The sequence below is a fragment of the Seohaeicola nanhaiensis genome (assembly GCF_042654245.1).
In the GTDB taxonomy this organism is placed as follows: Bacteria; Pseudomonadota; Alphaproteobacteria; order Rhodobacterales; family Rhodobacteraceae; genus Seohaeicola_A; species Seohaeicola_A nanhaiensis.
The window spans coordinates 290010-312839 of record NZ_JBHSGI010000009.1; the positions used below are offsets into that span (position 1 = coordinate 290010).

At 65.0% G+C, this 22830-nt stretch carries 19 protein-coding genes; 12 read left to right on the forward strand and 7 right to left on the reverse strand.

Annotated elements, in window-relative coordinates:
- Positions 1-136: 136 nt before the first annotated feature.
- The 6 genes from ACFO5X_RS11710 (at position 137) to ACFO5X_RS11735 (ending at position 6454) form a co-directional block, all read left to right on the forward strand.
- Entirely contained in the window at positions 137-313 is a 177-nt protein-coding gene (locus ACFO5X_RS11710) for a hypothetical protein (RefSeq protein ID WP_380717632.1), read from the forward strand.
- Positions 310-1494, forward strand: coding sequence for a benzoyl-CoA 2,3-epoxidase subunit BoxA (boxA, locus tag ACFO5X_RS11715; protein WP_380717633.1), 1185 nt, complete (start codon positions 310-312; stop codon positions 1492-1494). The genes ACFO5X_RS11710 and boxA overlap by 4 nt, the downstream gene beginning before the upstream one ends.
- A complete protein-coding gene (locus ACFO5X_RS11720) occupies positions 1495-1929 on the forward strand; it encodes an acyl-CoA thioesterase (RefSeq protein WP_380717634.1) in 435 nt (144 codons plus the stop codon).
- An 81-nt stretch (positions 1930-2010) separates the two neighbouring features.
- A complete protein-coding gene (locus tag ACFO5X_RS11725; RefSeq protein ID WP_380717635.1) occupies positions 2011-2928 on the forward strand; it encodes a helix-turn-helix transcriptional regulator in 918 nt (305 codons plus the stop codon).
- Positions 2929-3006: 78 nt separating this feature from the next.
- Positions 3007-6057 carry an error-prone DNA polymerase gene (locus ACFO5X_RS11730; protein WP_380717636.1) on the forward strand — a complete coding sequence of 1017 codons (3051 nt, stop codon included), beginning with the start codon at positions 3007-3009 and terminating at the stop codon, positions 6055-6057.
- 25 nt (positions 6058-6082) lie between these two features.
- Positions 6083-6454 (forward strand): hypothetical protein, encoded by a 372-nt coding sequence (locus ACFO5X_RS11735; protein WP_380717637.1) that lies wholly within the window; start codon positions 6083-6085, stop codon positions 6452-6454.
- A gap of 3 nt (positions 6455-6457) precedes the next feature.
- On the opposite strand, the gene ACFO5X_RS11740 is transcribed toward ACFO5X_RS11735, so the two are convergent.
- From ACFO5X_RS11740 to secA, 3 genes are all read right to left on the reverse strand, one after another.
- On the reverse strand, positions 6458-8017 hold the full coding sequence (locus ACFO5X_RS11740; protein ID WP_380717638.1) for a phosphate ABC transporter substrate-binding/OmpA family protein: 1560 nt from the start codon (positions 8015-8017) through the stop codon (positions 6458-6460).
- A 22-nt stretch (positions 8018-8039) separates the two neighbouring features.
- Positions 8040-9077, reverse strand: coding sequence for a hypothetical protein (locus tag ACFO5X_RS11745; RefSeq protein WP_380717640.1), 1038 nt, complete (start codon positions 9075-9077; stop codon positions 8040-8042).
- Positions 9078-9192: 115 nt separating this feature from the next.
- Positions 9193-11928: a preprotein translocase subunit SecA gene (gene secA, locus ACFO5X_RS11750; protein ID WP_380717641.1), complete on the reverse strand. Its 2736-nt coding sequence runs from the start codon at positions 11926-11928 to the stop codon at positions 9193-9195.
- 175 nt (positions 11929-12103) lie between these two features.
- On the opposite strand from secA, the gene ACFO5X_RS11755 reads away from it, so the two are divergent.
- From ACFO5X_RS11755 to ACFO5X_RS11770, 4 genes are all read left to right on the forward strand, one after another.
- Positions 12104-12955 (forward strand): peptidylprolyl isomerase, encoded by an 852-nt coding sequence (locus ACFO5X_RS11755; RefSeq protein ID WP_380717642.1) that lies wholly within the window; start codon positions 12104-12106, stop codon positions 12953-12955.
- A 3-nt stretch (positions 12956-12958) separates the two neighbouring features.
- Complete coding sequence (gene argJ / locus ACFO5X_RS11760; RefSeq protein ID WP_380717643.1) at positions 12959-14185, forward strand: bifunctional glutamate N-acetyltransferase/amino-acid acetyltransferase ArgJ; 1227 nt, start codon at positions 12959-12961, stop codon at positions 14183-14185.
- Positions 14186-14189: 4 nt separating this feature from the next.
- A complete protein-coding gene (mutT, locus tag ACFO5X_RS11765; RefSeq protein ID WP_380717644.1) occupies positions 14190-14588 on the forward strand; it encodes an 8-oxo-dGTP diphosphatase MutT in 399 nt (132 codons plus the stop codon).
- 145 nt (positions 14589-14733) lie between these two features.
- A complete protein-coding gene (locus ACFO5X_RS11770) occupies positions 14734-14877 on the forward strand; it encodes a hypothetical protein (protein ID WP_380717645.1) in 144 nt (47 codons plus the stop codon).
- Positions 14878-14950: 73 nt separating this feature from the next.
- Here ACFO5X_RS11770 and infB read toward each other — a convergent pair whose 3' ends face one another.
- From infB to rimP, 4 genes are read right to left on the reverse strand one after another with little or no spacing between them, the layout of a single operon-like run.
- A complete protein-coding gene (gene infB, locus ACFO5X_RS11775; RefSeq protein ID WP_380717646.1) occupies positions 14951-17461 on the reverse strand; it encodes a translation initiation factor IF-2 in 2511 nt (836 codons plus the stop codon).
- Entirely contained in the window at positions 17458-18090 is a 633-nt protein-coding gene (locus tag ACFO5X_RS11780) for an RNA-binding protein (RefSeq protein ID WP_380717647.1), read from the reverse strand. Before ACFO5X_RS11780 ends, infB begins: the two co-directional genes overlap by 4 nt.
- Positions 18091-18112: 22 nt before the next feature.
- Complete coding sequence (gene nusA / locus ACFO5X_RS11785) at positions 18113-19732, reverse strand: transcription termination factor NusA (protein WP_380717648.1); 1620 nt, start codon at positions 19730-19732, stop codon at positions 18113-18115.
- A complete protein-coding gene (gene rimP / locus ACFO5X_RS11790) occupies positions 19733-20338 on the reverse strand; it encodes a ribosome maturation factor RimP (RefSeq protein ID WP_380717649.1) in 606 nt (201 codons plus the stop codon).
- Between the two features lie 321 nt (positions 20339-20659).
- Here rimP and ACFO5X_RS11795 point away from each other — a divergent pair, with 321 nt between their 5' ends.
- Both ACFO5X_RS11795 and leuB read left to right on the forward strand, forming a co-directional pair.
- Positions 20660-21481 (forward strand): ion transporter, encoded by an 822-nt coding sequence (locus tag ACFO5X_RS11795; protein WP_380717650.1) that lies wholly within the window; start codon positions 20660-20662, stop codon positions 21479-21481.
- 79 nt (positions 21482-21560) lie between these two features.
- Positions 21561-22667: a 3-isopropylmalate dehydrogenase gene (gene leuB, locus ACFO5X_RS11800; protein ID WP_380717651.1), complete on the forward strand. Its 1107-nt coding sequence runs from the start codon at positions 21561-21563 to the stop codon at positions 22665-22667.
- Positions 22668-22830: the final 163 nt, after the last annotated feature.

A 22830-nucleotide genomic window follows, 5' to 3' on the forward strand; every position in this document is an offset into this window, starting at 1 on the left:
AACGGAAGGGGCTGCCTGCTGCATCCTTTGCAGGACGTGGGCCGGACATGCTAGAAAGGCAGTGTGCGCGGTCACAAGTGGAACGGCTTTTCAACATTCCCCTGCCACACTGACCGTTTTGTATCGGAGTTGCATGATGGACATCCAACGCTCGAAACCCGATCAGACCCATACCACGGCCCTTTCGGCCGCGCTGGGCGGTCTGCACAATCCCTGCGTCGGATGTGCGAATTGCAATGGCCTTTGCGCGGATCTTATCGACGTTCTGATGATCCCCGACATCATCCTGACCCGGAAGCGCGCATCCCAATGAACAAGCCGCTGAAACAGCATCTGATCGATCCGGAGATCTGCATCCGGTGCTATACCTGTGAAATGACCTGCCCGGTGGAGGCCATCGAGCATGACGACAACAACGTCGTGGTCGATGCCTCCAAGTGCAACTTCTGCATGGATTGCATTCCGGTCTGCCCAACCGGGTCGATCGACGAATGGCGGGTTGTGGAAGAGCCCTATTCGCTGTCCGAGCAGTACGAATGGACCGAGCTGCCCGAGCAGAAGGAGCTGGGCAACGCCGAGACCAGCATCGAGGCGATGGACGAGGCGATGGCGGCGCTGCTGGCCGAGGCCCATGCGGGCGCGGGCGGCAAGGCGCGGGCGCCGGCAAGCGCGTCCAAGCCGACCGTGAACATGTATAACCTGGGCAAGCCGGCCGAGGCGGCGGTGCAGGGCAATTACCGGCTGACCGAGGCCGGGTCGGACAGCGACGTGCGCCACATCATCCTGGATTTCGGCAGCCTGCCGTTTCCGGTGCTGGAGGGGCAGTCGATCGGGATCATCCCGCCGGGCACCGATGCCGAGGGCAAACCGCATCTGCCGCGGCTTTATTCGGTGTCCTCGCCGCGCGACGGCGAGCGGCCGGGGTTCAACAACGTCTCGCTGACGGTGAAGCGGGAAGAGAAGGGTCTGTGTTCGAACTTTGTCTGTGACCTGAAGAAGGGCGATACGGTGCGCGTCACCGGGCCGTTCGGTGCGACGTTCCTGATGCCGGGGGATCCGGATGCGCGGCTGTTGATGATCTGCACCGGCACCGGCTCGGCGCCGATGCGGGCCTTCACCATGCGGCGCCAGCGTACGGTTGGCGGCAAGTCGGGCGGGATGACGATGTTTTTTGGCGCGCGGTCGCCCGAGAGCCTGCCCTATTTCGGGCCGCTGAAGAAGGTGCCCGATGCGCTTCTGAAAAAGCATCTGGTCTATTCGCGGCTGCCCGATCAGCCGAAGGAATACGTGCAGGACCGGATGGTGGCAGAGCAGGACGCCGTTGCGGACCTGCTGGGCGATCCCAAGACGCATGTCTACATCTGCGGGCTGCGCGGGATGGAAGAGGGTGTCGAGAAGACCCTGACCAATATTGCCGAAAGCATTGGCCAGCAATGGACCGCCCTGCGCGACACGATGCGCGAGGAAGGCCGGTATCACGTGGAAACCTACTGAATGGCCGATGACGCGGGGCCGCGCGCCTTCGAATACCCGATCCACGTGACCTGGGGCGACTGCGATCCGGCGCGGATCGCCTATACCGGGCGGCTGCCGGAATTCGCGCTGCTGGCGATCAATGGCTGGTGGGAGCATGTGCTGGACGGCGATGGCTGGTATCAGATGGAACTGGACCGCGGCTTTGGCACGCCTTTCGTGCATATGTCGCTGGACTTCCGGTCTCCGGTCACGCCGCGCTACCGGCTGATGTGCGAGGTTTTCCCGACCGAGTTGGGCACCAAGTCGATCACCTTCCGGGTGATCGGGCGGCAGGACGGGGTGGTCTGTTTCGAGGGGCGTTTTGTTTCGGTCTTTGCCGAGGCGGCGAGCGTGCGCACCCGGCCCGCGCCGCCGGATGTGCGCGCGATTGTCGAGCCGCTGATCCGGGCCTGACGCTTGCCGCGCGGCGAAAGCAATTGCCTGAGCCGGCCGCGCGGGGTAGATCTTGCATTATAATACATAAAGCAGCGTTCCATGACCGAGATCACCAACTTTCGCGGCGACCGTATCGCCCCGGCCGACGAGGGGCAGGGCGAGGCTGGCGTGGCGGCGCTGATCCGGCAGGTGGGCGAGCGGGTGCGCAAGGCGCGCGAACGCAAGGGCATTCCGCGCCGGGTGCTGTCGGAGATTTCGGGCGTTTCGCCGCGCTATCTGGCGCAGCTCGAGGCCGGCGAGGGCAATATCTCCATCGGTCTGCTGCAGCGGGTCGCCGTGGCGCTGGATCATCGCATCGAATGGCTGCTGAGCGCGGACGACCCCTGGTCGTCGGATGTGGCGCGGATGGCCGACCTGTATCGCGCGGCCAGCCCCGAGGCGCGCCAGACGGTGATGGAGGCGCTGACGGCCGATTCCTCGGAAGCGCGGCAGGCCCATCGCGTCTGTCTTGTCGGGCTGCGCGGGGCCGGGAAATCCACGCTGGGCGCGATGGTCGGCAAGGCGCTGGGCGTGCCCTTTGTCGAGCTCAACCGCGAGATCGAGGAACACTCGGGGATGCCGGTGGATGAGGTGCTGGCGCTGTATGGGCAGGAAGGCTATCGCAGCCTTGAGGCGCAGGCGGTTGACCGGGTGATCTGCACGCATGACAACGTGGTTCTGGCGGTGGCTGGCGGCATCGTTGTCGAGCCTGAGACCTATGCGCGGCTTCTGGGGCATTTTCATACGATCTGGCTGCGCACCTCGCCCGACGAGCATATGGCGCGGGTGCGCGCGCAGGGCGACGAGCGTCCGATGGCGGGCAATCCGGAAGCGATGGAGCAGTTGCGCTCGATCCTGACCAGCCGCGAATCGCTCTATGCCCGGGCGGAGGCGCAGCTGAACACCTCCGGCAAGCCTGTGGAGGCCTCGGCCGCCGAACTGGTGGCGCTGATCCGCGCGCGCGGTTTTCTGGGCTGATCCCTGTTCTCGTTCCACCTCTTGCGCGGAGCGGAGGGGACTCCCAATGAGAACAAAAAGTGAATATACTGACCTCCCATGTTCGCCGAACTCTCGATCACCTCGAACTTCACCTTTCTCACCGGTGCGTCGCATCCCGAGGAATACATGCGCCGTGCCTGTGTGCTGGGTCTGCCGGCGATTGCCATTGCCGACGATAATTCGGTGGCCGGGATCGTGCGGGCCCATGCGGAGGCGAAGAGCATCGCCCGCAAGGTGAAGGAGCGGCAGGACTGGGATGCCGCCCATGCGCCCATCGGACCGCCGCGCCCGGCGCATCTGCCGGCGCCGCAGTCGTTTCCGGTGGCCCATGTCCCGCGTCTGATCCCGGCCGCGCGGCTGCGCTTTGCCGAGGGGATCGACGTGACCGCGCTGCCCGAGACGCGGCAGGGCTGGGCCAATCTGTGCCGTATCCTGTCGGCAGGCCAGCTGCGCGCCGGCAAGGGCGCCTGCGATCTGCATCTCGACGATCTGCTGGAGCGGCCGGAGGGCATTCAGCTGCTGCTCTGGCCGCCGCAGACGCCGCGCGGGGCAGAGGACTGGCGGAGTCACGCCCAGCGGCTGGTGCACCGCCTTGGCGGGGCAATGCATCTGCTGATGCATCCGCTGTACGATGGCCGTGATGCCTCGCGCTTTGCCGGACTGGAGCGGGAGGCGGCGGCCCTGGGCCTTCCGACGCTGGCCAGCGCGGCGCCGCTGATGCATCGCGGTCAGCGGCGCCGTCTGGCCGATGTGCTGACGGCGATCCGCCTGCACCGGCGGGTCGGCGACCTGGGCCGCGAGGCCCTGGCGAATGCCGAACGGCGGCTGCGCGGCGAGGCCGAGATGCGCCGCCTGTTCGCCGGGTGCGAGGCAGCGGTGACGCGGGCCGGCGCGCTGGCGGAACGTCTGACCTTTTCACTGAACGAGCTGCGCTATGACTATCCGAGCGAGACGGACGGGCGCGAGACCCCGGCCGAACGGCTGGCGCGGCTGACCAAGGCGGGGCTGGCCTGGCGCTATCCCGCAGGGGTGCCCGAGCGGGTGCAGAAGATCGTCCGGCACGAGCTGGACCTGATTGCGCGGCTGAGATACGAGCCCTACTTCCTGACCGTCCACGACATCGTCGCCTTTGCCCGGTCGCGCGACATCTTGTGCCAGGGGCGGGGAAGTGCCGCGAATTCGGTGGTCTGCTATGCGCTGGGGGTCACCTCGGTCTCGCCCGAGGTCGGCACCATGGTATTCGAGCGCTTCATCTCGGAGGCGCGGAACGAGCCGCCCGACATCGACGTGGATTTCGAGCATGAGCGGCGCGAGGAGGTGATACAGTGGATCTACGAGCGCTATGGCCGCGCGCGCGCCGGGCTGTGCGCCACGGTGGTGCATTATCGCGGCAAGCGGGCAATCCGCGAGGTGGGCCGGGCGATGGGATTTCCGGAGGATGTGCTGTCGAGCCTGTCCTCGCAGCTCTGGGGGTTCTACTCGTCCGAGGCGGTGCGATACGAGCGGCTGGTGGAGGTCGGGCTGAACCCGAAGAACCGCCGCCTGATGCAGACGCTGGATCTGATCCGGCAGATCGAGGGGTTTCCCCGCCATCTGTCGCAGCATGTCGGCGGGTTCATCATCACCGAGGGCCGGCTGGACGAGCTGGTGCCGATCGAGAACGCTGCAATGGAGGATCGCACGGTCATCTGCTGGGACAAGGACGATATCGACACGCTGGGCATCCTCAAGGTGGATGTGCTGTCGCTGGGGATGCTGACCTGCCTCCGGAAGGCCTTTGACCTGATCGCCGCGCATCATGGGGTCAGGCATACGCTGGCCAGCCTGCCGCAGGACGATCCGGCCGTCTATGACATGCTGTGCGCGGCCGACACCATCGGCGTGTTCCAGGTGGAAAGCCGGGCACAGATGAACTTCCTGCCGCGGATGAAGCCGCGTGAATTCTACGATCTGGTGATCGAGGTGGCGATCATCCGGCCCGGGCCGATTCAGGGCGACATGGTGCATCCCTATATCCGGCGGCGCAACGGCGAGGAGGATGCGGTGTTCCCTTCGGATGCGCTGGGCGCGGTGCTGGCCAAGACGAAAGGGGTGCCGCTGTTTCAGGAGCAGGCGATGCAGATCGCCATCGTCGGGGCCGGGTTCACGCCGGATCAGGCGGACCGGCTGCGGCGGTCGCTGGCGACGTTCAAGAAACACGGCAATGTCAGCGAGTTCCGCGATCTGTTCCTGCGGGGAATGCGGAAGAACGGCTATGACGCGAATTTCGCCGAGCGCTGTTTCAGCCAGATCGAGGGGTTCGGCAGCTATGGCTTTCCCGAAAGCCATGCGGCGAGTTTTGCCCTGCTGGTCTATGCCAGCGCCTGGATCAAGCGGCATCACCCGGGGATCTTCGCCTGCGCGCTGCTGAACTCGCAGCCGATGGGGTTCTACGCGCCCGCCCAGATCGTGCGCGATGCGCGTGCGCATGGGGTGGAGGTGCGGCCGGTCTGCGTGAACAGCAGTTTCTGGGACAATGTGATGGAGCCCGACGGCAAGGGCGGGCTGGCGCTGCGGCTGGGGTTCCGGCAGATCAAGGGGATCTGCGAGGAGGATGCGGGCTGGCTGACCGCAGCGCGGGGCAACGGCTATCTCGAGGTGGCGGATCTGTGGCGCCGGGCGGGGCTGGGGCCGTCGGTGCTGGAGCTGCTGGCCGAGGCGGATGCCTTTGCCGGGCTGGGGATCAAGCGGCGGGCGGCGCTGTGGGCGGCGAAGGCGATCAAGACCGCCAAACCGCTGCCGCTGTTCGCGCAGGATATCGAGGGCGAGGTGATCCACGAGGCGCCGGCGCTGCTGCCCGAGATGACGCTGGGCGAGCAGGTGGTCGAGGATTACGTTGCCCTCCGCCTGAGCCTCAAGGCGCATCCGGTGGCCCTGTTGCGGCATCTGCTGACGCCTTCGGGAGGAGGCGGTGCCGTGCCGCCGGTTGCGGACAGGGCAGGCACCGCGCGCGCCGCGATCCCGGCGCCGCGGCAGTTCTCGTGCGAGACCTATCCCAAGGGCGCGGACCGCGATCCGCAGCCGCATGGCGATATCGAAACCATCGCTCGGCGGCCTGATTTACGCTAGGATCGGTGAAAACAGGGTGAGTCTCATGCGTGTGATCCTGGCCTGTCTTCTCAGTGTTGCGCTTGCCACTCCGGTCTTGGGCAAATGCAAGCCGGTCGCGCCCGCGCTTGCCGGGGGCTATGAGCTGCGGGGGGTGATGGAGGTCGGGTCGCTGATCATGCTCTCGCCCAATGGCGAATTCGGCTACATGCTGAGCTATGGCGCCTATGACGAAGAGGCGAGCGGCTGCTGGGAAAGCGACGGCAAGACGGTGACACTGAACGTCAAGCGGATGCGGGTGAACCACGGCAACCAGAAGTTCCGGCGCAAGGTGCTGAGCGTCGATTCCAAGGGCGGGCTGGTGCGATGGGAAGAGGGCAAGGCGGTCGGCACCTATGTGCGCGTCCGCAGGTTCTGAGCGTCAGCGCACCCAGACCTCGACCCGTCGGTTCACCTTGCGGCCCCAGTCGCTGTCGTCGCAGGCCATCGGCAGCGCCTCGCCAAAGGCCTCGACGTGGGTGGTGATCTTGCCGGGGGTCGCGGCCTGCGCGGCCTTGACCACCGCATTGCGCACCGCCTCGGCCCGCGCGCGGGCGATGCGCATGTTGCTGCCGGCGGGACCGTCGCCATCGCTGAAGCCAATGAAGGAGAGGGCGTTTGCGTCGAACTGGCCGGATTCGATCGCCTCGGCCAGCAGCAGGATATTGGTGCGCGACTGGGCATCGGGGCGGGCGGAGCCGGGCTCGAACCGGAAGGACAAAGACAGGCGCGACATGGGTTTCAGCACGCCGACCATCCGCTGAAGTTCGTCCAGCGAGACCTCTTCCCCGGCGGTCAGGATGGCATTGGCCAGGCGGTCGCCCTGGAGGCCGAGACCGATCACCTCGGTCGCCTGATCGACAAAACCGGCGCGGCGAATGACGATCTGGGCCAGGGGGCTGCCGACATAGGCGAGAAAGGCGCGGCCCATCTTGGGCAGGCGCCGGGCCGGCTGGTAGAGGAACATGGGTGCGGTGAGCGGATAGTCTTCGGTCTTGATCGAACGCCGGGTGGCCGCCAGCGCAAAGCCGCAGCCGCCGGTGAGGGGGAGGACGCGCGCCTCGCCCGATTCCGCCAGGCTGGCAAGACCGATGCCGAAGGGATCCTTCATCACCGCCTCGACAAGGCCACGGGTCGGAGCGTGGCGCATCACGCCTTCGGCCAGACGCAGGCGGCCGGGGCGCAGCAGGGTGTCCTCGGCGATCTGGGCCAGACCGGAGCCTTCGGCAGAAAGATGCAGGGCGATGGGGGCATCGGGGCCGCCAAGATCGGTCCAGTTGACGATCTGGCCAGAGAAGACCTGCGCCAGCTGTGCGGCCGAAATCTCGTGCACCGGGTTGTCGGGGGCCACCACCGGCACCATCGCATCGAGCGCGACGACGCGGGCGCGGCCCGGCTGGGTGAGATCGCCCATCCCCGCCTCGATGGCGCGGGCGCGTTCCGCAGGGCGGATTTCGCGCAGGGCCATCACCAGATCGGCCTCGTCGGCCAGAAGATCGGCGAAGCCTTCGTCGGTATTGGTCACGCGGAAGATGAAACGGCCGAGGGTGCGTCCGGATTCGGGGGATTTCAGCTCGTACTGAAAATGCGAGTCGTCGATTTCCTGCCGCTCGGCCTGATAGCCGCTGCGCAGGGCGAAACCTTCGACCAAGGCCGGCAGCAGAACCTCGGCCATGGTGGAGGAGCCGGAGAACAGGAGTTCGGCGACGTAATCCGAGAGGTTGGGGCAGCCCGGTCCGTCACAGCTGACGCCCGACCCATCGACAGTGAGCGGGCCGAACTGCGTGGCGACGCGGTAGAATTCGCCGTCGAAGCCGAGCAGGGTGCCGGTGACCTCGATGGACCCGTCGTGCGAGGTCAGGGTAACGTCCTGCGCTGCGGCGACCAAGGCCGAGCAGAATACAAAAAGTGCGGCGAGACCCGCCGCACACCACTTCTTCATCTCGGGCCTATCGGGTTGCCGGCTACCTGCCGGCGATCTTCAGGTCATCGACCAGATTATTCAACACCAGAAAATCGCCCACGGATCCGCACTCGGGCATCGACAGGACCAGATCCTGCGTGCGGAGGCTCTGGCTGTCGCGGAGCTCGATGGACTGGGCGGAAATGTCGCGCCCGCAATTGGACGCCGTCACCTCGGCCTCGACGGTAAGATCGACGGTGCCGGCGTGGGGCGCGTCGTGAGAGGGGAAGGTATAGACCTCGACCACCTTGGCACCAAGCGCGGCGGGGTCGCCGAGGCGCTGAAACATGCCGCCGTTCTGCGAGGTCGCGGCGCCGGACCAGACATGGCCGTCGGTGCCGTAGGCCGCGCCGAATTCGCGGGCGTGGACCTGGAGGCCGGTTTGACCTGACCATTGCAGCGCGACACGGTCGATGCCCTTGAGGTCGGGCACGTGGGTGGAGGCGACCGTGCCCTTGCCGTCGTCGAACTGGATCATGAAGACCGCGTCTTCGTTCATTGCCGGAACCATCACCTCCAGGCGACCGTCTGCCGAGGTGGTTTCCGTGAACATCATGCCCGAATGGTGCAGCGTGACGCGGGCGTTGGCCTTGCAAGGCGCCGTAAGTGTGAGCACGACATTGGCCTGCGGGGCGGGGGTGGCGGTCGCGGTGAGGTCGCATCCCAGATAGGGGGCGAGCGGTTCGTCCGGCAGCGTGGGCACGGAGTCGGGTTCGAAGGCGACCGTGGACATCACCGCGCGGGCCAGGTCAGAGATCGGCGGCAGCGGCGTCGCAACCGAGGTGAGGCGGATTTCCGTGATCGGCAGTTCGGGCTGGTCGGGGGCCTGGGGCAGGGACTGCGGTTCGGAGGCGTCGGCCAGCACTTCGGGCGGTTCAACCGGCGTAGCGCCGGGTTCCAGATCGGCCTGCGCGACGGGGCTGATGACAAGCGCGGCGGCACCTTTCGGCGGCTCGACCGTAGTCTGCATCACCCAACCGATGGTCAGGGCGCAGCAGACCGTTGCTGCCGTGGTCAAAAGCGTTCGCTTCCTGCTCATTCCACTCTCCATCGACACCGGGTTGACGACGGTTGTTCCAACCAATCGGGGCCAAGGTGTGACCGTGACGGGGAGTCATTCTGGCAGGAGCGGGGCGCTGACGCCCCGCGCGCGATCAGGCGACCTTGCCGTGGCAGTGCTTGAACTTCAAACCGCTGCCGCAGGGGCACTTCTCGTTGCGGCCGGGATTGCCCCAGGTCGACGGGTCGTCTTCGACAAAGCCGGGACGCGGCCCTTCGGGTTCGCCTTCTGGTGCCGCGTCGGAGGCGCCGCCCGCAGTCACGCCCTGCACCGGCGCCTCGCCCTGGGCGCGGGCCATCTGGGCCTGCTGGGCGAAGAACTTCTGGAGCAGATCGCGCTGTTCGTCCTCGCTGGGCATCCGCAGTTGCGAGAGGTTCTTGGTTACGTCCTCGCGCAGGCCGTCGAGCATGTTCTCGAACAGCTGGAAGCTTTCGTTCTTGTATTCGTTCAGCGGGTCGCGCTGGGCGTAACCGCGGAAACCGACGACCGAGCGCAGGTGTTCAAGCGTCAGAAGGTGTTCGCGCCACTTGGCGTCGATGGTCTGCAGCAGCACCTGCTTTTCGATGTTGCGCATGTTCTCGGGGCCGAATTCGGCGGCCTTCTTGGCCATGTGCTCGTCGCTGGCCTTGACCAGGCGTTCGCGGATTTCGTCGTTGTCGACGCCTTCCTCGGCACACCATTCCATGACCGGAACGTCGATGCCCAGCTGTTCGATGACCTGGGCATAGAGACCGGCGGTGTCCCACTGGTCGGCATAGGACCGGGGCGGCATGTAGGTTTCGACCAGATCGTCGATCACCTGATGGCGCATGTCATCGGCGATTTCGGAGATGTCGGTCGCTTCCATGATCTCGCGCCGTTGGCCGAAGATCACTTTGCGCTGGTCGTTCATCACGTCGTCGAACTTGAGCAGCTGCTTGCGGATGTCGAAGTTGCGACCTTCGACCTTGGCCTGGGCGCGTTCGAGCGACTTGTTGACCCAGGGGTGAACGATCGCCTCGCCTTCCTTGAGGCCCAGCGTGGTCAGCACCTTGTCGAGCCGTTCCGAGCCGAAGATGCGCATCAGGTCGTCTTCGAGCGAGAGATAGAAGGCAGTGCGGCCCGGGTCGCCCTGGCGGCCCGAACGGCCGCGCAGCTGATTGTCGATGCGGCGGCTTTCGTGGCGTTCCGAGGCCATAACGAAGAGGCCGCCGGCTGCGAGCACCTTGGCCTTTTCCTCGGCGTGCTTGGCCTCTTCGGCGGCGCGCAGTTCCTCGGGGTGGGCGTCGGGGTTGGCCTTGAGTGCCTCGAGCACCTTGAGCTCGACGTTGCCTCCGAGCTGGATGTCGGTGCCGCGGCCGGCCATGTTGGTGGCGATGGTGACCGCGCCCAGACGGCCGGCGTCAGCGATGATCTGCGCTTCGGCCTCGTGCTGGCGGGCGTTCAGCACGTTGTGCTTGATGCCTTCCTTGGTGAGAAGCTGGCTCAGCATCTCGGACTTTTCGATCGAGGTCGTGCCAATCAGGACCGGCTGCCCCTTGGCATGGGCCGTCTTCAGTTCTTCGACCATGGCCGCGTATTTCTCGCGGCCGGTGCGGAAGACCTGATCGTCTTCGTCGACGCGGGCGATCGGCAGGTTGGTGGGAACCTCGACAACGCCGAGGCCGTAGATTTCGCGGAATTCCTCGGCCTCGGTGGCCGCGGTGCCGGTCATCCCGGCCAGCTTATTGTAGAGGCGGAAGAAGTTCTGGAAGGTGACCGAGGCCATGGTCACGTTCTCGGGGCGGATCGTCACGCCTTCCTTGGCCTCGATGGCCTGGTGCAGACCGTCCGACAGGCGGCGGCCCGCCATCATCCGGCCGGTGAATTCATCGACCAGCACGACGTCGCCATCGCGGACGATGTATTCCTTGTCGCGCTGGAACAGCTTGTGCGCGCGCAGGCCCTGGTTGACGTGGTGCACCACGGTGGTGCTTTCGGGATCGTAGAGCGACTGGCCCTCGGGCAGCAGACCGCGGACGCGCAGTTGCGCTTCGAGGAACTCGTTGCCCTCGTCCGTGAAGGTCACGTTCCGGGTCTTTTCGTCCAGCGTGTAATGCGACTCGGTCAAGAGCGGAATCACCGTGTCGATGGTCTGGTAGAGTTCCGACCGGTCGGTCGCCATGCCCGAGATGATCAGGGGTGTGCGCGCCTCGTCGATGAGGATCGAGTCGACTTCGTCGACGATAGCGTAGTTGTGCTCGCGCTGGAATACTTCGGAGAGTTCGGACTTCATGTTGTCGCGAAGATAGTCGAAGCCGAATTCGTTATTGGTGCCGTAGGTGATGTCGCTGCGATAGGCGGCGAGCTTGGCGTCGTTCGGCATGTCGGAATAGATCACGCCGGTGGTCAGGCCCAGGGCGCTGAACACCTTGCTCATCCATTCGGCGTCGCGCTTGGCCAGGTATTCGTTCACCGTGACCACGTGGACGCCCTTGCCGGTGAGGGCGTTCAGGTAGGCGGCGAAGGTCGCGGTCAGGGTCTTGCCTTCACCGGTCTTCTGCTCGGCGATGTTGCCCTGGTGCAGGAAGATGCCGCCCAGAAGCTGGGTGTCGAAGGCGCGCAGGCCGAGGGCGCGGCGCGCGGCCTCGCGGCAGTTGGCGAAGGCTTCGGGCAGGAGGTCGTCGAGGTTTTCTCCTCCGAGCGCCCGCTTGGCGAGTTCCTCGGTCTTTTCCTTCAGACCCTCGTCAGAGAGTTTGACGAAATCCGGCTCCAGCGCGTTGATCTTTTCGACCAGCGGACGAGTCGCCTTGATCTTGCGGTCGTTCGGCGTTCCGAACACCTTCTTGGCGATAGTTCCGATACCCAGCATGCTTTCTCCAGCCGATCCGAGGCTTCCTGGTTGTCGCAGGCTTGCCCGCCCGTGTCGCAACCCTATAGATACGGGGAGCAACGGCGGCGCCCCTAAGGCCACAAGGCGATTTAGGGGGCAGGCCAAAGAGTGTCAACGGCGCGCCCGGTCGCGACCCCTGAATAGGAACGATTACATGCCCAAAGGTTTCACTTTCCTGCCAGCAATGGCCATCGCCGGCCTGCTGGCCCTGCCGACCCAGTCCATCGCCGAACCCGATGCGGATACGGTTGTGGCGCGGGTGAACGGCGAGGAAATCACCTTGGGACACATGATCGTGGCGCATGCGACGCTGCCGCAGCAGTATCAGCAGCTGCCGCCGGACGTTCTGTTTGATGCGATCCTGAACCAGCTGATCCAGCAGACAGCGCTGGAGCAATCCGTGACCGGCGAAGAGCCCAAGCACGTGCGGCTGTCGCTGGAAAACGAGAAGCGCTCGCTTATGGCGGCGGATGCGATCGAGGGCGTGATGGCCGGCGCGGCCAGCCCCGAGGAGATCAAGGCGGCCTATGACGCGCGGTACGGCGACGGCTTTGGCGGCGAGGAGTTCAACGCCTCGCACATCCTGCTGGAGACCGAGGAAGCCGCCAAGGAAGTGCGCGAAGAGATCGAGAAGGGCGCCGATTTCGCCGAAGTGGCGAAGGAGAAGTCGACCGGCCCGTCGGGACCGAGCGGTGGCGAACTGGGCTGGTTCTCGGCCGGCGACATGGTGCCGGAGTTCTCGGCCGCGGTGGAGGCGATGGAACCCGGTCAGGTTTCCGAGCCGGTGCAGACGCAATTCGGCTGGCATATCATCAAGTTGAACGAAAAGCGGCGCGCCAAGGCGCCGGCGCTGGAAGAGGTGTCGGAGGAAATCGCCACCGAACTGCGCAAGAAGGCCGTCGAGGATCGGGTCGAGGAACTGACCGCGAAGGCCACGGTGGATCGGCCCGAGGTCGAAGGACTCGATCCGACTGTTCTGCGTAATCTCGATCTGATCAGGAACTGACATATGGCGAAGATCACCAAGGTTTCCCCGCTTGCCCCGGCCTCCTTTCCCGATTTGCCGGTGATCGCGGGCGCGAGTTTTGCCAGCGCCGAGGCGGGGGTGCGTTACCAGAACCGCACCGACGTGATGCTGGCGCTGCTGGCGCCGGGGACCAGCGTTGCAGGGGTGTTCACCCGGTCGGCAACGCGGTCGGCGCCGGTGCTGGATTGCCAGGCGAAGATCGGTGGCGATGCCTCGGAAGGCGCCGCCATTCTGGTGAACTCGGGCAATTCGAACGCCTTCACGGGGCATCGCGGGCAGATGTCGGTCAAGGAGGTGACCGAGGAAACTGCGCGCGTGACCGGGGTTCCGGTGTCGCGCGTCTTTACCGCCTCGACCGGTGTGATCGGCGAGCCGATGAAGCATGAGCGGATCGTTGCCAAGCTGGACGAGCTGAAAGCCGCGCAGGCGCCGGAAAAGATCAAGGACGCCGCGCGGGCGATCATGACCACAGACACCTTTCCCAAGGGATCGGCCCGGCAGGTGGAGATCGACGGCAAGACCGTCTCGATCGCCGGGATTGCGAAGGGGTCGGGCATGATCGCGCCGGATATGGCGACGATGCTGGTCTATATCTTCACCGATGCGAAGGTCGAACAGGCGCGGCTGCAGACCGAGCTGGCGGCGATCTGTGACAAGACCTTCAACTGCATCACGGTCGACAGCGATACCTCGACCTCGGACAGCCTGATGCTCTGCGCGACGGGGGCGTCGGGCGTGGATGCCACCGATGCAGAGGGCTTCTGGGAAGCGCTGTACGACGTGATGCTGGATCTGGCGCATCAGGTGGTGAAGGACGGCGAGGGCGCGACGAAGTTCGTCGAGATCCAGATCACCGGCGCGGCCACTGATGCCGATGCCAAGACCCACGGGATGGCCATCGCCAATTCGCCGCTGGTGAAGACGGCGATTGCCGGGCAGGATCCGAACTGGGGCCGGATCGTCATGGCCATCGGCAAATCGGGTGCGGCGGCCGAGCGGGACCGGCTGACGATCCACTTTGGCGATATCCTGGTGGCAAAGGACGGCTGGGTCAGTCCGGACTACAAGGAAGCCGATGCGGCCGAGCACATGAAGCAGCAGGAGCTGCTGATTCGCGTCGATCTGGGGCTGGGCACCGGCGCGGCCACCGTGTGGACCTGCGATCTGACGCATGGCTATATCGACATCAATGCCGACTACCGGTCGTGACGGCATGAAGATGGTATTGGTCTCGGCCGTCGCGTTGATCGACGTGGACGGCCGGGTGCTGCTGGCGCAGCGGCCTGAGGGCAAGACGATGGCCGGGCTGTGGGAATTTCCCGGCGGCAAGGTCGAATCGGGGGAGACCCCCGAGGCTGCCCTGATTCGCGAGTTGCAGGAAGAACTGGGCATAGACACCTGGGCGTCGTGCTTGGCCCCGCTGACCTTTGCGAGTCACTCTTATGAGGACTTTCATCTGCTGATGCCGCTTTACGCCTGCCGCAAGTGGAACGGCACGCCGCGCGCGCGTGAGGGGCAGACGCTGGCCTGGGTGCGGGCGGGCGACCTCAAGTCCTATCCGATGCCCGAGGCGGACAAGCCGCTGGTGCCGATTCTGCGGGATTGGCTTTAGAATTGGGGTCGCCAGTTAACTGCATTTTTCTGGGAATTTGCGAAATATTTGATCGTCTTGGCTGAAAATTCATCTCGATTTAATAATTCTGTGCCACTACACTCGATCCTACTGTGAGCATCTCGTTCTGTGGGGAGGATCTGACTTGCTGCGCACCATCACCATCGGCACTTGCGTTTCCATTCAGGGCATGTTCGTTCGGGCGTTTCCGGACGGGCATATCGCGGTTCGCGTCGGGAATACGATCTTCAAGGGACAACCGGTTCAGCCGGCGGCCGTTTCGGCCTGATCATCGTAGATGCGGGACAAAAAAAGGCGCGGTGCCGGGGCACCGCGCCTTTTGATTTGTCTGACTCCGCGGATCAGCCGAGCGAGCGGGCCACTTCTTCGCGGGTGAAGATTTCGATGACGTCGCCTTCGCGGATGTCATCGTAGTTCTCGAAGGCCATGCCGCATTCCTGGCCGGACTGGACCTCGGCGACCTCGTCCTTGAAGCGCTTGAGCGTCTTCAGCGTGCCTTCGTGGACCACCACGTTGTCGCGCAGCAGGCGGACGCCCGCAGAGCGACGTGCGACGCCTTCGGTGACCAGACATCCGGCAACCTTGCCGACGCCGGTGACCTTGAAGACTTCCTTGATCGTGGCGTAGCCGATGAAGTTCTCGCGAATTTCGGCGCTGAGCAGACCGCTCGCCGCGTTGCGCACATCGTCGACCAGATCGTAGATAACCGAATAATACCGGATCTCGACGCCCTTCTGGTTGGCGGTGTTGCGCGCCGAGGCGTTGGCGCGGACGTTGAAGCCCATGATCGGCGCGCGGCTGGCTTCGGCCAGGCCCACGTCGGTTTCGGTGATGGCGCCGACACCCGAGTGCAGCACGCGTACGCGCACCTCGTCGTTGCCGATCTTTTCCATCGCCTGAACGATCGCCTCGGCAGAGCCCTGCACGTCGGCTTTCACCAGGATCGGCAGTTCGGTCACGCTGGCGTCGGCCTTGGCGTTGGCCATCAGCTGTTCCAGCGTGGTCGCTGCGCCAAGTGCTGCGCGCTTGTCCTTGGCGACCTGCTCGCGGTAGGCGGCGATTTCACGCGCCTGCGCTTCGGTCGCGACCACGTTGAGCACGTCGCCCGCTTCGGGCGTGCCGTTCAGGCCAAGCACCTCGACCGGAACCGACGGGCCGGCTTCCTTGATGCGCTCGCCCTTGTCGTTCTCCATCGCGCGGACCTTGCCCCACTGTTCGCCGACGACGAAGATGTCGCCCTGGCGCAGGGTGCCGTTCTGGACCAGCACAGTGGCGACGGGGCCGCGGCCAACGTCGAGCTTGGCCTCGATCACGGCGCCCATGGCAGCGCGGTCGGGGTTGGCCTTGAGTTCCAGCAGTTCGGACTGCAGCGCGATGGCTTCGAGCAGGTCGTCGAGACCCTTGCCCGAGAGCGCCGAAACCTCGACGTCCTGCACTTCGCCCGACATCTTTTCCACCACGACTTCGTGCTGGAGGAGATCGGTGCGCACCTTCTGCGGGTTCGCCGACGGCTTGTCGATCTTGTTGATCGCCACGATCATCGGAACGCCGGCGGCCTTGGCGTGATTGATCGCCTCGACCGTCTGCGGCATCACAGCGTCATCGGCGGCGACCACCAGAACGACGATGTCCGTCACCTGAGCCCCGCGCGAGCGCATCGAGGTGAAGGCGGCGTGGCCGGGGGTATCGAGGAAGGTCATCAGCTGACCGCCCTTGGTCTTAACCTGATAGGCGCCGATATGCTGGGTGATCCCGCCGGCTTCGCCGGAGACGACCTTGGAATTGCGGATCGCATCGAGCAGCGAGGTCTTGCCGTGGTCGACGTGGCCCATGACGGTGATGACCGGCGGCCGAGTCGACAGATCCTTGTCGTCGTCCTGGGTCTGGGTAATCACCTGCTCCACATCGGCATCCGACACGCGGACGACGCGGTGGCCGAATTCCTCGACGATCAGTTCGGCGGTGTCGGCGTCGATGGTCTGATTCTGGGTGACCATCATGCCGTTCTGCATCAGCGCCTTGACGACCGCGCCAACACGTTCGGCCATGCGGTTGGCCAGCTCGCTGACCATGATGGCCTCGGGCACCTGAACGTCGCGCACGATCTTGTCACGCTCGGCCGAGCCGCCCATCGCCTTCTGGCGGGCGCGCTCCTGCTTGCGCTTCATTGCGGCCATCGAGCGTTGCCGCCCGCCTTCGCCGCCGGTCAGCGCCTGATTCAGGGTCAGCTTGCCAGCGCGGCGGCTGTCGTCGCGGCTCTTGTTGCGCGAGGTACGGTCCGCGTCGCGCTCCAGATCCACCTTTCGGGGATTGGCTGGCGCGGCAGGCTGCTTGGCCGGGCGGTTGCCGGCGTCCGGTTCGGTCCGTGCGGCGGGCGCGGCCTTGGCCGCCGGTGCGGCCGCGCGTTCGGCGGCGACCTCGGCGAGCTTGCGCTGACGCTCTTCCTCTTCAGCCTTGGCCTTGAGGGCTTCTTCGCGCTCGCGGTCCTCGCGCTCCTTGGCCTCCATCTCGGCCCGGCGACGCTCGCGTTCTTCCTCGCGTGCCTTTTCATCGGCCTCGCGTTCCGCGGCCTCTTCGACTTCGCGCGCCTTGGCGGCCTGGACCGCCTTCAGCCGGCGTTCCATCTCCGCATCGGAGATTCCCGCAGGACGCCGTGAAGGGTCGCCAAGAGAGCCCGCCGGCGAGCCCGCCGTGGGTTTGGCGCCGCCCGGCTTGGGTACGACGACACGCTTGCGCTTGGTCTCCACGACAACATTTTTGGTACGTCCGTGGCTGAAGCTTTGCTTCACATTTCCAGGACGGGATCCCGCTCCGCGCAAGCCCAATGTCTTTTTGCCGTCAGTATCGCTCATAAAGCTTTTTTTCCTTCCGAGCGGCCGCTGCCGCCCTTCACTTCACGCAACCCGCGCAATCTTTGCGCTTCCTCTACAACACGCGGCGCGAGTCCACCAGAGGCGAGCGCCGCATGTATCACAGTTTGCCGTCCAAAGGCCATTCCCAACTCGTCCGCGGTCATCCAGCCGATATATCGGCCGAAATGCGGCGTGCTGAGTTTCGTCTTTCCGCGCCCCGATCCGTCGACCGCCTGGATCAGGACCGTGGCTTCTTCCTTGTCGAGCCAGCTCTTCACCTTTTCGTAGCCGGCCACCGCCGCTCCCGACTTGCGGGCGAGGCTGATCAGTTCGACCAGCCGGCGCAGCACCTGGCGCTCGACCTCGTCGGTCAGGCCCTCGGGCACTGTGACCGGTGTCTTGAGGCCGCGGGCGAAGAGTTTCTTCGCGACCGCCTTGTCCAGCGCCGCCCGGTCGGAGGCGACATAGACACCCCGACCCGGCAGCTTGCCGGTGATGTCGGGCACCAGCTGGCCGTCAGGCCCGGCGACAAAGCGGATCAGCCCGTGAACGGGCTGAACTTCGCCGGTGACGATGCATTTACGCTCGGTCGCACCGTCACGGTTCTTTTCGGCGCCACCTCGCGTCATGGTCATTTTCCGAAGCCCGGGTTCAGGCCCCGGCCTCCTCTTCGGCTTCGCCGTCTTCCGATTCTTCGGCCTCCGCCTCGAGATCCGCGGGATCGACCCAGCCGAGCAGGATGCGCGCGGTCATCACCATGTTCTGCGCTTCCTCGAGGCTGACGTCGAAGGATTCGAGAATACCCTCGTCCTTGACGCGCTCGCCATTGACCGTTGTCCAGCCGCCGGCGAGTTCCCAGTCGGCGCAGGTGGCGAAATCTTCGAGCGTCTTCACGCCGTCCTTGGCCAATGCTTCGATCATTTGGGGTGTCAGGCCTTCGAATTCAACCAGGCTGTCCTCGACTCCGAGCGCGCGCGCGTTTTCGAGCGCAGCCTTGTTCTGTGCCTCGAGATAGTCACGGGCACGGGCCTGAAGCTCGCCTGCCGTGTCTTCGTCGACGCCTTCGATCACCAGAAGTTCGTCCTGGTCGACATAGGCAACCTCTTCGAGGTTGGTGAAGCCTTCGGCCACCAGCAGCTGCGCGAAGAACTCGTCGAGGTCCAGCGTGTCCATGAACAGCTTGGTGCGGTTCTCGAACTCGGCCTGGCGGCGCTTGGATTCTTCTTCCTCGGTCATGATGTCGATGTCGAGACCGGTGAGCTGGCTGGCCAGACGCACGTTCTGACCGCGCCGGCCGATGGCGAGCGACAGCTGCTCTTCGGGCACCACGACCTCGATCCGCTCGGCGTCCTCGTCCAGAACCACCTTGGTGACTTCGGCCGGTTGCAGCGCGTTGACGAGGAAGGTCGGCATATCCTGATTCCACGGGATGATGTCGATCTTTTCGCCCTGAAGCTCGTTCACCACGGCCTGCACGCGGCTGCCACGCATACCGACGCATGCGCCGACCGGGTCGATCGAGTTGTCATAGGAAACCACAGCGATCTTGGCGCGCGAACCCGGGTCACGGGCGACGGCCTTGATCTCGATGATGCCGTCGTAGATCTCGGGCACTTCCATCTTGAAGAGTTCGGCCATGAATTCCGGTGCGGTACGCGACAGGAAGATCTGCGGTCCGCGCGGCTCGCGGCGCACATCCTTGATGTAGCAGCGGATGCGGTCGTTCGGGCGGTAGGCCTCGCGACCGATCTTTTCGTTGCGGCGCAGGATGGCTTCGCCGGCGCCCACGTCGACGATGACGTTGCCGTATTCCTCGCGCTTGACGATGCCGTTGATGATCGTGCCGGCACGGTCCTTGAATTCTTCGTACTGGCGGTCACGCTCGGCTTCGCGGACTTTCTGCAGAATCACCTGCTTGGCCGACTGAGCGGCGATCCGGCCGAGTTCGACAGGCGGCACTTCCTCGACATACATGTCGCCGATCTTGGGGTCGGCCATGTACTGCTTGGCCTGCTCGACGGTGAGTTCGGCCTGATAATTCTCGACGGCATCGTCCTCGACCACGGTGCGCACGCGGGTGAAGGCCGCGCGACCGGTCTTGCGGTCGATCTTGACGCGGATGTCCATCTCGGCGCCGTAGCGGCTCTTGGCGGCGCGGGCGAGGCTTTCTTCCATCGCTTCGATGACCAGCTTGGGGTCGATCATCTTTTCGCGGGCCACGGCCTCGGCGGTTTGCAACAGCTCAAGCTGGTTGGCAGAGGTGATTGCCATCTAGTCGTTCTCCTCTTGGGGTCCCTCGGACCCGTCATCCCCCGAGGGGTTTTCTTCCGAAATCTCGTCGAACGTGTCTTCGTTCAGGGTGCCGGCGTTCTTGCGCTGGCGCAGCATCTCGCGGATCAGGTCGTCGGTCAGCACCAGCTTGGCGTCGCTGAGCCATTCGAATTTCAGACCGATCGTGCCTTCTTCCAGGTTTATCAGCACCTCGTCGCCTTCGATGCCGGCCAGTGTGCCCTTGAACCGGCGGCGGCCGTCGATCAGCTCGGATGTTTCGATCTTGGCCTCGTAGCCTTCGTAATCGTCGAAGTCTTTGAGCCGCGTCAGCGGGCGGTCGATCCCGGGACTGGAGACTTCGAGCGTGTATTCGTCGAGAATCGGATCCTCGACGTCCAGGATGGCGCTGACCGCGTTCGAGATGGCGGCGCAGTCGTCGACTTCGATGCCGCCGTCCGGCCGGTCGGCCATGATCTGCAGCGTGGTCGACTTGCCCGACATCAGCCGGATGCGCACGAGTTCGAATCCCAGGTCCTCGATGACAGGGGTGACGATTTCGGCAAGCCGGCGGTCGATGGCTGCTTTGGCGATGAGATCGTTTGACATTAGCTTCAGACACAAAAAAACGGGCGCGCGGCCCGTTGATATTTCCCGGTGGAGCGTCAGGTTTGGACCCCGGCGCGCCGCTGTTGAGGGGGATATACGCGCTCGGCCCTGCAATCTCAAGGGCAATATTTCGCGCATGGTGCGAGAGCCGACCAAACCGCGCCATTCTCTGCTTGAGCCGGGCGGACGGAGACCACATCTAGCGGCGAAGACCCACAGAACACGATCCCGCCCGAGCCACGCCATTCCCGACCAGCGCCCATCGTCCCGCGCCGTGTGCATCACCGACCCGACGACGGTGATCCGCGCGGAGACCAGACCATGACATTCGCCGCCCGCGTCGTCGACAGCACCCTGTTTCAGCGCTTCATCATCTGCGTGATTCTCGTCAACGCCGTCATTCTCGGGTTGATGACGCTCGACCTGACACCCGAGACTTTGCGCCTGCTGCTGCTGGTCGATTACCTGTGCCTGGCCATCTTCGTGGGCGAGATGGCGTTGAAGCTTGCCGTCTACCGGCGGACGTTCTTTCAGGACGGCTGGAACAACTTCGATCTGATCGTGGTGGGGATCGCGGTGCTGCCGGATGCGGGCGGGCTTGGCGTGCTGCGGACCTTGCGGGTGCTGCGACTGATGCGGCTGATCTCGGTCGTGCCGTCGATGCGGCGGGTGATCACCGGCATGTTCCTGGCGATTCCGGGCGGAGCATCTGTCGCGGCGGTGCTGGCGATCCTGTATTATGTCGGTGCGATCATCGGGTTCAGTTTCTTTCACGAGACCGTGCCCGAATATTTCGGCACCATCGGCGCCACCTTCTTCACGCTGTTCAGGATGATGACGCTGGAAGGCTGGCCCGACATCGCGGGCGAGGTGATGAGGCGGCACCCGCACGCCTGGATCTACTTTGTCGCCTTCATCATCCTGACCACCTTCACCACCCTGAACCTGCTGTTCGGCATCATTGTGGACGCCATGCAGAACGCCAAGGAGGAGGACGTGCGCGAACAGATGGCCGAGCACGGCATTCCGCCGGACCAGGAAACGCCGGAGATTAGACTGGTGATGATGGAGCGCGACATCCGAGAGATCCGGGCCATGCTGGAATCGATGGCCCCGCAGCGCAGGCACAGTGCGGCGGAGTGAGGCCGGACCGCGATCTGGATTGACCCTAGGGCCGCGCCGCGATAGGCCGCTGCGCGATACATTCCCCGAGGAGACGCGCATGTCCAACCCTTCCCTTCTGATCCTGCCGGGCGACGGCATCGGCCCCGAAGTCATGGCGCAGGTCACGCGCATCATCGACTGGTTCGGCGCCAAGCGCGGGCTGAAGTTCGACGTTTCCGAGGATCTGGTGGGCGGCTGCGCCTATGACAAGCACGGCACGCCGCTGCATGACGACACCATGGCGAAGGCGCAGGAGGTCGATGCCGTTCTGCTGGGCGCCGTGGGCGGGCCGAAATACGACAAGCTCGACTTCTCGGTGAAGCCCGAGCGCGGGCTGCTGCGCCTGCGCAAGGAGATGGACCTTTACGCCAACCTGCGCCCGGCCCAGTGCTTTGACGCGCTGGCCGACTTTTCGTCGCTGAAGAAGGATGTGGTCGCGGGCCTCGACATCATGATCGTGCGCGAGCTGACGAGCGGCGTCTACTTTGGCGAGCCGCGCGGGATCTTCAAGGAAGGCAACGAGCGCGTCGGGATCAACACCCAGCGCTATACGGAGAGCGAAATCGCCCGCGTTGCGCGCTCGGCCTTTGAACTCGCCCGCAAGCGCGGCAACAAGGTCTGCTCGATGGAGAAGGCCAACGTGATGGAATCGGGCATCCTGTGGCGCGATGTGGTGCAGGAGATCCACGACGCGGAATATCCGGATGTCGAGCTGAGCCATATGTACGCCGACGCCGGAGCGATGCAGCTGACCCGCTGGCCGAAACAGTTCGACGTCATCGTCACCGACAACCTGTTCGGCGACCTGCTGTCGGATCTCGCCGCGATGCTGACCGGCTCGCTCGGGATGCTGCCGTCGGCCTCGCTGGGCGCGCCGATGGCGAACGGGCGTCCGAAGGCGCTGTACGAACCGGTGCACGGGTCGGCGCCCGACATCGCCGGGACCGGCAAGGCCAACCCGATCGCCTGCATCCTATCGTTTGCGATGGCGCTGCGCTATTCCTTCGACAAGGGCGCCGAGGCCGAGCGGCTGGAGAGCGCGGTGAATGCCGTCCTGGCCAAGGGCATCCGCACCGCCGACCTGCTGAACGTCGAGGGCGCGACCCCGGCGAGCACTTCGGAAATGGGCGACGCGATCCTGAAGGAACTGGACGCCAGCCTCTGAGGCGAGGGGCCGGCGCGCCGCGAAAGCGGCGCCGGGCCTTTTCTGCATCGGGCGAAGCGAGCGCATCCATCGCGCTGGCCGCGGCGCATGACCTTGCCGCAGCTTCGCTACATGGTTGCGCCCCGCCGTCCCGCTGTCCTACACAGGCGGTAAGCAGAAGAGG

Excerpts from the sequence above, each read along its gene's own strand:
- ACFO5X_RS11755 (WP_380717642.1), top strand. The coding sequence starts at position 12,104 with ATGCCCAAAGGTTTCACTTTCCTGCCAGCAATGGCCATCGCCGGCCTG.
- ACFO5X_RS11725 (WP_380717635.1), top strand. The coding sequence starts at position 2,011 with ATGACCGAGATCACCAACTTTCGCGGCGACCGTATCGCCCCGGCCGAC.
- ACFO5X_RS11740 (WP_380717638.1), bottom strand. The coding sequence starts at position 8,017 with ATGAAGAAGTGGTGTGCGGCGGGTCTCGCCGCACTTTTTGTATTCTGC.
- ACFO5X_RS11795 (WP_380717650.1), top strand. The coding sequence starts at position 20,660 with ATGACATTCGCCGCCCGCGTCGTCGACAGCACCCTGTTTCAGCGCTTC.
- nusA (WP_380717648.1), bottom strand. The coding sequence starts at position 19,732 with ATGGCAATCACCTCTGCCAACCAGCTTGAGCTGTTGCAAACCGCCGAG.
- argJ (WP_380717643.1), top strand. The coding sequence starts at position 12,959 with ATGGCGAAGATCACCAAGGTTTCCCCGCTTGCCCCGGCCTCCTTTCCC.
- ACFO5X_RS11780 (WP_380717647.1), bottom strand. The coding sequence starts at position 18,090 with ATGACGCGAGGTGGCGCCGAAAAGAACCGTGACGGTGCGACCGAGCGT.
- leuB (WP_380717651.1), top strand. The coding sequence starts at position 21,561 with ATGTCCAACCCTTCCCTTCTGATCCTGCCGGGCGACGGCATCGGCCCC.
- ACFO5X_RS11730 (WP_380717636.1), top strand. The coding sequence starts at position 3,007 with ATGTTCGCCGAACTCTCGATCACCTCGAACTTCACCTTTCTCACCGGT.
- ACFO5X_RS11710 (WP_380717632.1), top strand. The coding sequence starts at position 137 with ATGGACATCCAACGCTCGAAACCCGATCAGACCCATACCACGGCCCTT.
- infB (WP_380717646.1), bottom strand. The coding sequence starts at position 17,461 with ATGAGCGATACTGACGGCAAAAAGACATTGGGCTTGCGCGGAGCGGGA.
- secA (WP_380717641.1), bottom strand. The coding sequence starts at position 11,928 with ATGCTGGGTATCGGAACTATCGCCAAGAAGGTGTTCGGAACGCCGAAC.
- mutT (WP_380717644.1), top strand. The coding sequence starts at position 14,190 with ATGAAGATGGTATTGGTCTCGGCCGTCGCGTTGATCGACGTGGACGGC.
- boxA (WP_380717633.1), top strand. The coding sequence starts at position 310 with ATGAACAAGCCGCTGAAACAGCATCTGATCGATCCGGAGATCTGCATC.
- rimP (WP_380717649.1), bottom strand. The coding sequence starts at position 20,338 with ATGTCAAACGATCTCATCGCCAAAGCAGCCATCGACCGCCGGCTTGCC.
- ACFO5X_RS11745 (WP_380717640.1), bottom strand. The coding sequence starts at position 9,077 with ATGAGCAGGAAGCGAACGCTTTTGACCACGGCAGCAACGGTCTGCTGC.
- ACFO5X_RS11720 (WP_380717634.1), top strand. The coding sequence starts at position 1,495 with ATGGCCGATGACGCGGGGCCGCGCGCCTTCGAATACCCGATCCACGTG.
- ACFO5X_RS11735 (WP_380717637.1), top strand. The coding sequence starts at position 6,083 with ATGCGTGTGATCCTGGCCTGTCTTCTCAGTGTTGCGCTTGCCACTCCG.